The sequence below is a fragment of the Sorangium sp. So ce448 genome, assembly GCF_051520915.1.
Lineage (GTDB): Bacteria > Myxococcota_A > Polyangia > Polyangiales > Polyangiaceae > Sorangium > Sorangium cellulosum_B.
The window spans coordinates 11,529,760-11,542,205 of the sequence record NZ_CP150343.1 but is presented as its reverse complement, the minus strand read 5'-3'; the positions used below and the strand labels follow the sequence as shown (position 1 = coordinate 11,542,205).

Annotated in this window: 9 protein-coding genes; 5 read left to right on the top strand and 4 right to left on the bottom strand. The window is 75.3% G+C overall.

The genetic code is table 11. The features are described from left to right. Positions 1 to 71 precede the first annotated feature (71 nt). A complete protein-coding gene (locus tag WMF45_RS43590) occupies positions 72 to 1,574 on the bottom strand; it encodes an amino acid permease (protein WP_437719640.1) in 1,503 nt (500 codons plus the stop codon). A gap of 286 nt (positions 1,575 to 1,860) precedes the next feature. Between WMF45_RS43590 and WMF45_RS43585 the strand changes: the two genes are divergently transcribed. From WMF45_RS43585 to WMF45_RS43565, 5 genes are read left to right on the top strand one after another with little or no spacing between them, the layout of a single operon-like run. Further along, positions 1,861 to 2,784 (top strand): alpha/beta hydrolase, encoded by a 924-nt coding sequence (locus WMF45_RS43585; protein WP_437712512.1) that lies wholly within the window; start codon positions 1,861 to 1,863, stop codon positions 2,782 to 2,784. 21 nt (positions 2,785 to 2,805) lie between these two features. Continuing rightward, positions 2,806 to 5,877 carry a PEP/pyruvate-binding domain-containing protein gene (locus WMF45_RS43580; protein WP_437712510.1) on the top strand — a complete coding sequence of 1,024 codons (3,072 nt, stop codon included), beginning with the start codon at positions 2,806 to 2,808 and terminating at the stop codon, positions 5,875 to 5,877. Then, a complete protein-coding gene (locus WMF45_RS43575; protein WP_437712508.1) occupies positions 5,874 to 6,854 on the top strand; it encodes a pseudouridine synthase in 981 nt (326 codons plus the stop codon). Before WMF45_RS43580 ends, WMF45_RS43575 begins: the two co-directional genes overlap by 4 nt. Then, positions 6,851 to 7,651, top strand: coding sequence for a hypothetical protein (locus WMF45_RS43570; protein WP_437712507.1), 801 nt, complete (start codon positions 6,851 to 6,853; stop codon positions 7,649 to 7,651). Before WMF45_RS43575 ends, WMF45_RS43570 begins: the two co-directional genes overlap by 4 nt. A 34-nt stretch (positions 7,652 to 7,685) precedes the next feature. Next, positions 7,686 to 8,363: a tetratricopeptide repeat protein gene (locus WMF45_RS43565; RefSeq protein WP_437712505.1), complete on the top strand. Its 678-nt coding sequence runs from the start codon at positions 7,686 to 7,688 to the stop codon at positions 8,361 to 8,363. A 42-nt stretch (positions 8,364 to 8,405) separates the two neighbouring features. Here the strand turns inward: WMF45_RS43565 and WMF45_RS43560 are convergent, their stop codons facing one another. The 3 genes from WMF45_RS43560 to WMF45_RS43550 form a co-directional block, all read right to left on the bottom strand. Then, positions 8,406 to 9,317, bottom strand: a complete 912-nt coding sequence (locus WMF45_RS43560; RefSeq protein WP_437719639.1) for a 3-hydroxyacyl-CoA dehydrogenase family protein — start codon at positions 9,315 to 9,317, stop codon at positions 8,406 to 8,408. 5 nt (positions 9,318 to 9,322) lie between these two features. Further along, positions 9,323 to 9,850 carry a hypothetical protein gene (locus tag WMF45_RS43555; RefSeq protein ID WP_437712504.1) on the bottom strand — a complete coding sequence of 176 codons (528 nt, stop codon included), beginning with the start codon at positions 9,848 to 9,850 and terminating at the stop codon, positions 9,323 to 9,325. A gap of 111 nt (positions 9,851 to 9,961) precedes the next feature. Next, entirely contained in the window at positions 9,962 to 12,433 is a 2,472-nt protein-coding gene (locus WMF45_RS43550; protein WP_437712502.1) for an AAA family ATPase, read from the bottom strand. Between the last annotated feature and the right edge of the window lie 13 nt (positions 12,434 to 12,446).

Sequence of the window (12,446 nt, the reverse complement as noted above, 5' to 3'; positions counted from 1 at the left end):
ACCCCTCGAGAGGCTGATTCGCCTTCTCAGCCTCTCCGTCGGTTGTTGCGTCCCTCTCTTCCGCCGGATCCCTAGGGCCCGCCGCGCGCGGCGATCTGCCCGACGGCCCGCTCCGCCTCGGCGATCTCCTGCTCTCGCTGCTGGATCATCACCCCCTGGGGCGGGCCCTGGAAGCGGCGGCGCTCCAGCGCGAACCAGACGACGGCCGTCACGGCGAAGACGATGAGCATGATGCCCAGGGCCTTGTCGTTCGGCGGCTGGACGCTCACCACGATCAGCATCAGGCACGCGAGGACGCTGATGATCGCGAGCGGCCGGTACAGCGGGCCGAGGTCCCACGGGCCCATCTTCACCCAGGTGCGGCCGTAGGCGCGCACGCCCATCGTCGTGGGCATCACGTACGAGATGTAGAGGAAGATCACGCAGACGGCCGTGATCGTCGAGTAGACGGGCGTGTACACCGTGAAGCCGATCGTCAGCGCGTTGACGACCCAGATCGCCGTCGCCGGCGTCCGGAACTTCGGGCTCACCTTGCGCAGCTGCTCCGAGAGCGGCAGCCCCCCGTCGCGGGCGAACGCGAAGGTCATGCGGGAGGCCGACGTCACCGTCGCCAGCCCGCAGAGGTACTGGGCCACCGAGATGCCGGCGTAGAGCGCGATCCGGAGGTTCTCCGGAATGACGCGCTCCATGACCCAGAAGAAGACGCCGCCGCCCTTCGACGCCGCCTCATCCATGTCCGGGATCGCGAGCACGATCGCGCTCAGCATCAGCGCCCCGAAGACGCCGGAGACGAGCACCGCCCGGACGATGCCCCGCGGGACCGTCTGCGCCGCGCCGATCGTCTCCTCCGACGTGTGGGCCGACGCGTCGTACCCCGTGATCGTGTACGCGGGCAGGAGGAAGCTCAGGAGGAACAGCGTTGTCATGCTGCCCGTCTCCGGCCACACGTCGCCCCCCTTCGGCCCGCTGTAGTTCGTGAACGTGACGAGCCGGCTGGCGTCGATCGCGGGCGCGTAGAAGAGCATCGCGGCGGTGAGGATCACCGAGACGACGAGGATGAGGTACCCGCTGAAGTCGGTGAGCAGCGTGGTGACGCGGATGCCGAGGTGGTTGAAGAGCGCCTGCGTCCCCGTGATGAGCGTGACCCCGACGGCCTGCGTCACCAGCGCGCGATCCGGGGGCATCGCGGCGAGATCCACGCCGAACAGCGGGCCGAGCGAGCTCATGATGAACAGGTAGGCGCCGACGTTGATGGCCGCGAGGACGGTGATCAGCCCGATCAGGTTGAACCACGCGGTGGCCCAGCCGAAGCCCCGGCCGCCGAGGATCGAGGCCCAGTGGTACAGGCCGCCCGCGGTCGGGAACGCCGACGCGACCTGGCCCATCGTGAGCGCGATACAGAGCGTGAGCGCGCTGCACACCGGCCACCCGATGCCGATGCCGGCGCCGCCGACGCTGCAAAAGCCCATCTGGAACGACGTGATGCCGCCCGCGATGATGCAGATGATCGAGAACGAGATCGCGAAGTTGGAGAAGCCCCCCATCCTGCGCAGCAGCTCCTGCGCATAGCCCATGCTGTGGAGCGTCTTCACGTCGTCCGCGATCACGCCCTCCACGCTGCCCGGCGCGGCTGCGCGCGGCCCGACGTCCCCCTTCGTCTCATGGCTCATGAGCGGTCCCCTTTCGTCACGGTCTCTCGCCCGGGGCCGACGGAGCCGTTCGGGCCTCGTCAGGATCGGCGCGTCCCGCCGATGAGCGCTCCCCCCTTCGAGGGCCCTCGCCCGGACCCATGCAGCCTACATGCGGGCGCGTGGGCCTGCCCAGGGCTGCGCCCGCGCCCCGCTGCTACCCTCGCCGCCGATGGCCGCCACGACGATCCCCCCGCTCTCGCGCCGGCGCGCGCTGCTCGGCCTCGCCGCGCTCGCCGCGCCCTCGTGCCGGCGAGGCACCTCACCGCCGGCGCCGGAGGAGGCGGCCCCCTCGGCCTGGAAGGATCTCCCGTTCGAGCCCGCCTCCGAGGGCGAAGGCCCGCAGCGCGCGCTGCTCCTCGCGCCCGAGGCCGCGCCGGCGCCGCCGCTCCTCGTCGCGCTGCACGGGCGCGGCGAGGCGGTGCGAGGCCTCGAGGTCGGCGCGCGCGGGTGGCGCGACGACTACAGCCTCGACGCGGCCCTCCGGCGGCTCCGCTCGCCGCCGCTCACGCCGGACGATCTCGGGCAGATGGTGACGCCCGAGCGGCTCGCGCAGCTCAACGCCTCGCTGAAGGAGCACCCCTACCGCGGGCTCTGCATCGCCACGCCGTTCACGCCCGACCTCCGCGACCGCTCCGTCGAGGGGGCCGCGGGCTTCGGCCGTTTCCTCGTCGAGCGGCTCCTGCCGCGCGCGCGCGCCGAGGGCGGCTGCCAGGCGGCGCGCGAGGCCACCGGCATCGACGGCGTGAGCCTCGGCGGTCGCCTCGCGCTGCTCGTCGGCCTGTCGTTCCCCGACGTCTTCGGCGCGGTCGGCGCCCTGCAGCCCGCGGTGCGGGCGGGCGAGGCGGAGATGTTCTCCGCGCTCGCGCGCCGGGCCATGGAGCGCCGCGCGGTCGCGCTCCGGCTCGTGTCGAGCGAGGCCGACCCCTTCTTGCCCGCCATCCAGGCGCTCAGCGATCGGCTGCGGCAAGACGGCGTGACCCACACACTGCTCGTCGTGCCCGGCCCGCACGATTACGCCTGGAATCGGGGGCCGGGCGGCGTTGAAATGGTGCTCTGGCACGAGCGGATCCAGCGCGGTTTGCCGCCGCCGTGATCGCGGCGGCCCGGCCGTCACATGCCCCTGACCCAGGCCGCCGAACCGTGTTACTCCCTCGGCATCGACGTGGCCGACCCCACACGCACCGCCCGCGCCGACGGCGCGACCGACCCGCCCACCGTGCGCGAGTGGCTCAAGCCGCTCGAGAGCGCCGGCCTGCGCCGTCACATGAGCGCGAAGCGCGTCGGCGGCAAGGCGGCCTCGCTCGGGCGCCTGCTCCGCGACGGCTTCCCGGTGCCGCGCGGGTGGGTGCTCGACGCGCGGTGCTTCACGGAGCTCGTCGACCGGCAGCTGCCGCCGGGGCACGACCTCGCCACGCTGATCCGGCTCTCGGGCACGAGGGCGGGCGTCGACCGGGCGGCGCGCGCGCGCGACCGCATCCTGAGCGAGCCGCTGCCCGAGGCGCTCTCGACCGCGCTGCGGGCGCTCTGGGAGGCCGTCGAGCAGGAGGCGCCGTGGGGCCTCGCGGTGCGGTCCAGCGCCACGTGCGAGGACAGCGAGGAGACGTCGATGGCGGGGCTCGCGACGTCCGTGCTCGGCGTGCGCGGCGAGGCCGGGCTCGACGCCGCGATCCGGCAGGTCTGGGCGAGCGCCTTCCTGCCGCGCGCGCTCGCGTACCTCGCGCACGCCGGCGTCCGCGACGTCGCGATGGGCGTCGTGCTGCAGGTGATGGTGCGCGCCGAGGCCGCGGGCGTGCTGTTCACCGCGCCCCCGCCGGGGCTCGAGGGCGAGCACTGGCACGCCGGCGAGCGGCTCGTGAACGCCACGCTCGGGCTCGGCGCGCCGGTCGTCGACGGCGCCGCGGCGGCCGACACGATCCGGCTCGCGCGCGACGGCGGCAGGGTCGTCGCGTCGGCGGTGGCGCAGAAGCGGCGCGCGCTCGTCGTGGGCGCGGCCGGGCTCGAGGAGGTCCCTGTGCCCGAGGCGAGCGCCGAGCAGCCGGCGCTCGGCGAGGCCGCGCTGCGGCAGCTCGCCGAACTCGCCGAGCGGCTCGAGAAGGGCGGCAAGGGCCCGTTCGACGTCGAGTTCGCGGTCGAGGCGGTCGAGGAGCGCGGCGAGGGCCCGCCCGGCGCGGCGCGCATGGTCGACGGGGAAGCGCCGTCCGACCCGCCGGAGGGCGCCGCCGCGGCGGGCGCGTCCGCTCCGGTGGCGCGGGGAGCCGGCGAAGGCGCGCCCTCCTCGGTGGCATCGGACGGCGGCGAAGGCGCGCCCTCCCCGGCGGCGCGGCGCGTGTGGCTGCTCCAGGTGCGCCCGGTGAGCGGCGGCGGCTTCCCCGAGGGCGGCGACGCCGACACGATCTGGTCGCGCGCCAACGTGGGCGAGGCGCTCCCCGGGGCGGCGACGCCGCTCACCTGGTCGGTGGCGCGGGCGTTCTCCGACCGGGGCTTCCGCGAGGCGTTCGCCGCGCTGGGCTGCCGCGTGCCGCGGGGCGCGCGCCTCGTGGCCAACGTGCACGGGCGCTTCTACCTCAACCTCACCGCCTTCATGCGGATCGCGGCGCAGGTCCCCGGGCTCTCGCCGCGCGCGCTGCTCGGCATGAGCGGCGGGGCGAGCGAGGCGCTCATCGCGCGGCTCGCCGAGCAGAGCGAGGGCGTCTCGCGGCGCGGCTTCTATGCGCGGCTGCCGCTCACGGGGCCGCGGCTCCTCCTCCGGCAGGCGCGGCTCGAGCGCGAGGTGGCGGCCTACGAGGGCGAGGCGCTGTGGGCGCAGCGCGCCCTCTCCGAGCTCGACATGACGCTCCTGCCGGACGACGCCATCGGCACCACGCTCCGGAGCGTCTTCCTGCTGCTCGAGCGGACCGGCACGCGGATGCTGCACTGCGCGTCGGCGTCGCTCGCGAGCCACCTCGCGCTGTGCAAGGCGCTCGAGCGCATCGCGGGCCGCCGCGCCTCCGCGCGCTCCGCCTCCGGGGAGGCGCACCTCGACGCGCCGGCCGGGCGCGCGGAGACGAACGTCGAGCACCTGGCGCAGGTGCTCGCGGGCGGCGTGCGCGAGCTCGACAGCGCGGGGCCGGGCATCGAGCTCGCGCGGGTCGCCGAGCTCGTCATGCAGGATCGGACGGCGCGCGAGCGGCTCCTCGCCGGCGAGGTCCTGTGGCCGCGCGACCTGCCCGAGGGGCCGGCGCGCGACGCGTACGCGCGGTTCCTCGACGCCTACGGCGATCGCGCGGTGCGCGAGGCGGAGCTCGCGACGCCGCGCTGGCGGGAGGACCCGTCGCCCGTCGTCGCGATGCTCACGGCGTCGCTGCGCGGGTCGCCGGGCGATCCGGAGCGCGCGCTGGCGCGGGCCCGGGCGCTCGCCGATCGGGAGATGGCGATGCTCGAGACGCGCGTGCCGCGGCTGGAGCTCGCGCTCCTGCGCACGCTCGTCGGCCGCGCGCAGCGCTACGTGCGCCTGCGGGAGCGCATGCGCACGTGGGTGACGCGCGTCCTCGGCATGCTGCGCAGGGTCGCGCTCGACATCGATCGGCGCCTCCGGCGCCTCGATCCCTCGCTGGAGCCCGGGAGCGTCTTCTTCTGCACCTACGAGGAGCTCGCGACGGCGCTCTCCAGCGGCCGCGCCGACGTGGGCCACCTCGTCCGGCTGCGGCGCGCCGAGCACCTCCGCGACGCCGCGCGCCCCGATCCGCCGGCCACCTTCATCGGTCGGCCCCCGCCGGTCGTGCTGCCGCCCGCGTCCGGGGAGCGCCTGCTCGGGCTGCCGGCGAGCCCTGGGGTCGTCGAGGGGCGGGCCCGCGTGCTCGAGCCGGGCGCCTCGGCGCTCGACGCGGTGGCGCCGGGGGAGGTGCTGGTCGCGCGCACGACCGACGTCGGCCTCTCGCCCCTGTTCCTGGTGGCCGCCGCGGTCGTGACCGAGCTCGGCGGCCCCATGTCGCACGCCTCGATCGTCGCGCGGGAGTACGGCATCCCTGCGGTGGTGAACGTCCCCGGCGTGACGCTGGCGATCAAGACGGGCGATCGGCTCCGGATCGACGGCGATCGCGGCGTTGTCGAGCGCCTGGATGATCGCGCCTCGCCTTCGTCGCCGGGCGTCGTCGCCGGGGGAGCTCCTGGCGGCGGCGCTGCTCCGCGCGCGGCGCCGCCGGGATGACGGCCGCGCGGTTCCGCGTCGGGCCCTCGGACGGCCCCACGGTGGCCGACGCCCTCGAGCGCGCGGGCGGCGCGTCGCGGGGCCTCGCGGGCGCGGCGGCGGAGGGGCGCGCCTTCCTGAACGGCCGGCGCGCGCGGCCCGGCGACGCGGTGGCCCTCGGCGACGAGCTCGCGGTGTGGCCGGCGCGGCGCGACGCGCCTGGGGCGCCGCCGGTGGAGGTGCTGGCGCGCTGGGGGGAGCTCCTTGTCGCGTCGAAGCCTGCGGCGCTGCCGACGGAGCCGGAGCGCCGGGGCACGCGGTCGCTGGTCACGGAGGTCGCGGAGCTGCTCGGGCTGCGCGACCTGCCGCACGCGGCCTCGCGGCTCGACGTCGGCGTGAGCGGCGCGGTGCTGTGCGCGACGGGCGCGCGGGGCCGGCGGCACCTCGCGGCGATGCGCGAGGCGGGGCGCATCGCGCGGGTCTACGTGGGCATCGCCGGGGGTCGCGTCCACGGGGCGGGCACGTGGGATGCGCCCATCGGCGCGGCGCGGGCGCGGGGCGGTCGCAGCCTGCCTGCGGTGGGCGGCGCGGACGCGAAAGACGCGGCGACGCGTTACCGCGCGGTCGCCTCGGCGGGCGGCGGCGCGGCGCCGGCCACGCTGCTGCGCCTCGACCCGGTGACGGGCCGCACGCACCAGCTCCGGGTGCACGCGGCGCACGCGGGGGCGCCGCTCCTCGGCGATCGCGACCATGGAGGGGCCCGGTCGGTGACCACGGCGAGGGGCCGGGTGATCCCGCTCTCGCGCGTCGCGCTGCACGCCTTGCGCGTCACGGTGCCGGACGAGCGCGGCGAGCTCTGCGCGGCGATCGCGCCGGTGCCGGACGAGCTCCGCGAGCTCTGGGGGGCGCTCGACGGCGACGGCTCGACGTGGGAAGAGGTGCTCTCCGCGACGCTCGAGGTGGCCCTGCCGCTCGGGCCTCCTCCCGGTACCCGATGACCTCGCCTCGCCCTCTCACCCGCGCCGCTCTGGGGATCCTCGCTGGCCTCGCGCTCGCCGCCGCCGGCGTGGTCGCCGTGGCCGAGCCCGAGGCTCCGCCGTCGCGCGCGGGGTATGCGCCGGACCCTGCCCCGCGGCCCAGCGCGAAGCAGTGGATCTTCGACGTGCACTACGCGAGGGTGAAGGGCGCGATCGTGCGGGTGCGACCGGTGACGCTCGACCGGCCTCTGGCGACGGCGCGCATGATGGGCCGGTTCGCGATCGAGCTGTACGTCGGCCAGGAGCTCCTCGATCGGGTCCGTTTCAACGTGCCGCTGACGGGGGACGCGCCGGAGCGGTCGCCGGGCGTCCTGCCCCGCCGTCCGACGTTCGACAACGGCGTGACGACGCGGCTGAGCGTGCAGATGGCGGACAACCCGCGCGCGAGCTGGGTCAAGCTGGTGGATCGGCAGACGGGCGCGGAGGAGCGCTTCTTCTGGCCGCCGGAGCCGGACGGCCGCCTGGTGGCGCTGGGCGCGCAGGGCGGGGTGGCGCTCGACGGGGGCGCGCCGGGGGACGCGGGCAAGCTGCCTGCGGACGCCGGGGGACCGGCGGACGCGGGCTGGCCGGACGCTGGCCCCGATGGGGGCTCTCCGCCGGTGGACGCGGGGTGGCAGGACGCGGGGAGGTTGCCGGTGGACGCGGGCTGGCCGGACGCGGGCTGGCCGCCGGTGGACGCGGGCTGGCCGCCGGTGGACGCGGGGCGGCCTCCGGATGCCGGGTTGCCGCCGGATCCGTTCAGGCCGCGGCGGAAGTAGCGCGCCCTGCCTGAGCTGCGGTACCTTGGCGGGCATGCAGGACCGCTCGCTCGCTGTCGTCGCATCGCTCGCCCTCGCTGTCGTCTTCTCCGCGGCGCCGGTCGCCGCCCAGCCGCCTGCGGGCAAGGAGAAGCCGCAGGCGGCCGCGTCCGAGCCGGCGGCGGCCGCGCCCGACGCTGCTCCGTCGCAGCGCAAAGATCCCAACGGGCACACCGGCATCAGCCCCTACACGGAGCAGGTCCTGAAGGGCCAGGCGTCGTTCGTGGCGCGCGACATCCCCGGGTCGATCGCGGCATTCCAGGAGGCGATCAAGCTGGATTCCTCGAAGATGCTCGGCTTCTACCTGCTCGGCGAGGCGATGCTGGAGTCCGGCAACATGGCGGAGGCCGAGACGGCCTGGACCACGGCGATCGGCAAGAAGGGCACGGAGGAGCTCCACGCCAAGGTGCTCTTCTGCCTCGCCGATCTGCGCGAGCGTCAGAAGAACTGGCAGGCCGTGAAGGAGGCGTGGGCGGCCTACAGCGCGTACCTGACGAGCAACCCCAAGGCGACCGGCTATCCGGCGACCGCGGCGGAGAGGCAGAAGCAGGTCGACCGGCGGATGAAGGACGAGAAGGACTACGCTGCGGTCAAGGAGCGCATCGTCCAGCGCGAGGCCGAGCGCCTGAAGGAAGCCGAAGAGAACGCCAAGAAGGACAAGATGAACCGGTAGCGCGCCCTCGGCCGCGCGCGGCGCCCGCCGCGCTCGCGCTCCCTACCCGCGACGCCAGCCGTCGCTGGGCTGGGCTCCCGCCTCCGTCCACCGGTAGAACCCTTCCCCCGTCTTCTTCCCGAGCTTCCCCGCCCGCACCATCTGCCGCAGGATCACAGGCGGCCGGAACTGCTCCCCCACCTCGCGGTGGAGGTGCTCCAGGATGGCGAGCCGCACGTCGAGCCCCACGAGGTCCGTCAGCTTGAGCGGCCCCATCGGGTGCCGGTACCCGAGCTCCATCGCCCGATCGATGTCGACCGCCGACGCCACCCCGGCCTCCAGCATCCGCATCGCCTCTGCGCCGAGCGCCACGCCGAGCCGGCTCGTCGCGAAGCCGGGCGTGTCGTTCACCACGATCGGCGTCTTGCCCAGGCGCCTCGCCACCGAGAGCGCCGCCGTCACCGTCGCCTCGTCGGTCTCGAGCCCCCGCACCACCTCGAGCAGCTCCATCACCGGCGGCGGGTTGAAGAAGTGCAGGCCGATCGTGCGCCCGCCCGCGCCGAGCCGGCGCCCGAGCTCCGTGACGCTCAGGCTCGACGTGTTCGTGCCGAGCAGCGCCCGCTCCGGCGCCGCCGCCTTCACCCGGCCGAGCACCTCGACCTTGAGGTCCATCCGCTCGGGCACCGCCTCGATCACGAGATCGGCGTCCGCCGCCGCGCGCTCGAGATCCGGCGACGCCACCAGCATCCCGATCATCTCGCTGCGCGCCTCGTTGAGCATCTTGCCCTTCTGGACGAGGCGATCGGTCGCGCGCTTGGTGTCCTCGATCGCCGCGCCGATCCGCGCGGCGTCGACGTCGTAGAGGCGCGTCACGTAGCCGGCGACCGCCGTGACCTGCGCGATCCCCTGGCCCATCGTGCCCGCGCCGAGCACCAGCACCGTGCGCATGCGCGCCGCGGCGGGGTCCGCCACGATCGCGCTCACTTCGGCGGAGCCGGGGCGCCGTCCTTCTGCCGCGCCTCCATGCGCTTGCGCACCAGATCCACCTCCTGCGGCGTCAGCTTGCGCAGGTTCGCCGGGCTCGGCGCGGCGGTGCCCGCCGCGCGCTCGGCCGCGGCGGCGTTCAGGGCCTCTGCGGCCGCCCCTGCCGCGGGCCCGGTCGGCGCCGCCGGGCGCGCGCCGGGCTGCGCCGCCGGGCGAGCCTCGGCGGTCGCCGGGCGGGCGCCAGCGGGGGCGGGGCGAGCGCCGGCCGCGGCCGGGCGAACCTCGGCGGCAGCCGGGCGCGCGCCCGCCGGCGCGGCCTGCCCTGCGGCGCCGTCGTCGTCGCTGTTCAGCGCGAGAAACGTGACGCCAGCCACCACGAAGACCGCGAGCCCCAGCGCAGGGACCCAGTTCGGGGTAGGCGGCTCGTCCGCCGGCAGCGCGCGGGCGGGCTCCCCGTCGAAGCCATGGTGATCGCTCACGTCGTGCGCCGGGGCCGCGTGAGCCTCGTGATGGGCCGTGCTCATGCGCGGACAGTTGCCGCACTTCGAAAGCGGCGTCGAGGGGGTTCCACGCGCTTCCACGTCTCGCCCCCACGTCTCGCCCCGCGCCCCGCCGGCCAGAGCGGCCGGGCGCGCTCAGCCCGCGAGCCGCCGGTGGCTGTCGAGCGCCGCGCGCTGATCCTCGAGATCGTCGCCGTAGACGGCCTCGATCGCCTCCGCCGCGAGCCGGTGCTGCCGCTCCGCCGTCTCCTCCGGCTGCATCCCGTACGCGGCGTCGCGGATCAGCACCGTGCAGAACTCGAAGCGGTGCTCCCCCATCCGCGACCAGATCCGCTGCGCCTCGCCGAAGCGCAGGTGATCCACGAGCGCCGAGGCGTCCGGGATCATCCGGGCGAGCACGCGCGTGTCGAACTCGCGCCCCAGCACCGCGGCGGAGATCACCGTCTGCCGCGTGCGCGGCTCGAGCCGCTCGAGCCGCGCGACGAGCAGGCTGTTCACGGTCCGCGGCGGCATGAACCGGCTCGAGCGCGCGGCGTCGTGGGCCGACCCGTACCGCCCGTCCTCCAGCCAGTACGCGAGGATCTCCTGCGCGAAGAACGGGTTCCCCCCCGCGGTCTGGCCGAGCAGCGACCCGAGCATCGTGGGGAGCGGGCCCCCGAAGAACGGCTCCGCGAGCGCGAGCAGCCGCTCCGCCGGGAGCGGCGCGAGCTCGATCGCCTGCGACGGGATGCCGGCGTCGAGCGGGATGCGGGCGTCCACGCCCTCCCCCGAGGACGCCGCCGGCCGCGCCGAGCAGATCACCGCCAGCGGCAGGTCCCTGCAGGCGGCCGTGATCGCGCGCACCGCGTCGAGCGACGTCCGATCGGCCCACTGCGCGTCGTCGAGGTGCACCACCACCGGCTGCAGCGAGCTCTCCGCGACGAGCAGCGCGGCGAGCGCCCCGAGGACCTCGTCGCGCCCCCCGGCCTCGGCCGCCGCCTCCTGGCCGTGCAGCCTGAGCAGCCGCGCGAGCGCCTCGCGCGACCTGTCGATCCCGGCCCGCACCTCGGTCCAGCTCTCGGGCAGCCGCTCCAGGAGCAGCTCCAGCGCGAGATCGAGCCCCGCCTCCTTGGCCCGCTGGCCGAGCTCCGACGAGATCCCGAGGTACTCCTTGAGCGCGAACTCGAACGCGTAGAGCGGGGTCCTCAGCGTCTGATCGCAGCGGGCCTCGATCCACAGGAGCGGGCGCATGTCCATGAGCTGCGCGCGCTGGTGGCGGTAGCTGTGCACGAGGTAGCTCTTGCCGATGCCCGCCTCGCCGAGGATGTACACGACGCCCGCGGAGCGCCCGGTGAACAGGGGCTCGAGCGCCTGCGTGAGCCGCCCGAGCTCGACCTCGCGGCCGATGGGGCCGAGGTCGTAGAACTCCTCCTGCACCGCGATGCGCCGCCGCTCGAGCGAGTAGACGAGGATCGGCAGATCGAACCCGTCGAACCGGAAGATGTTCTCCGTCGACCACTGGTGGCTCGCCTCGCCCGCGCGGAACGCCCGCTCGTCCGCCCAGATCGACGACGGCGCGGCCTTCCGCGCGATCTGCGCGGCGAGGTGGATGGCGCGGCCGACGCACGCGAACTCGCGGCGGCCCACGGCGCCGAAGAAGCCGACGAGGCAGCGCGCGCGGGTGACGCCCACCGCGAGCCGGGGCACGCCGAGGCCGTTGCTCTTCAGCTCGAGCGCGAAGTCGAGGGCGCGATCGTGGTCGCTCTCGTGCGCGACGGGCGCGCCGAAGTAGAACTGCGCGCCGAAGCCGCGCTCCGTCACGGTCATGCCGGCGAACGTCGCGCCGTACATCGCCGAGATCTCGTGCAGCTGCTGGAGGAGCTCCGTCGGGCTCGCCACCCGATCGAGCGAGACCGACACCGTCGTCACCTCGCGGATCTCGCCCTCCGGCGCGAGATCGCCCGCGCCCGGCGGCAGGAACGCCTCGACGTCCGCGTCCGTCGGGCCCGACGTGATCGTCAGCGAGGGGGGCCCGCTCAGGAGATCGGCCTCGTCGAGCTCCGCCACGCTCTCCCGCGCGCTCGCCGCGGGGAGCCGCTCGCGGAAGCTGCGATCGAGGTGGAGCTCGCTGTCGTCCACCCCGCGGTCGGTCGCCTGGCACGCCTCCATCGCGGGGCCGTAGATCAGGTAGTACGCGCGATCCGGGGCGATGCGCACGATCGTCCAGTGGACCGTGCCCCAGGCGAGCCCGATCCGGAACGGCGTCTGCGCGCCCCCGGCGCCCAGCGTTCGCCGCGCCGCGAGCTCCAGGAGGCTGCGCCGCATCGCGAGCGCCGCGCTGCGGGCGTGCCGGGTGACGTTGCGCCCTGGCCGATCGGGGAACAGCGCGGTGAACCCGCCGGCGGGCGACAGCGTCGCGACGAACCCGCCCGACTGGTGCACGGCCTCGAACAGCGGATCGAAGAACGAGCGCAGCGCGTCCGGATCGAGCGCCTGGCGCGCGATCATCTGCTCGGCGAGCTCCACGATCGCCGGCAGCGAGACGTGCAGGACAGCCGCGTCGACCGCGCCCGCGTATTGCCCTTCGGCGTCCTGTTCGAGGATGAAGTCCGGGACGAGCGGATTCATGTCGAAACTGTAT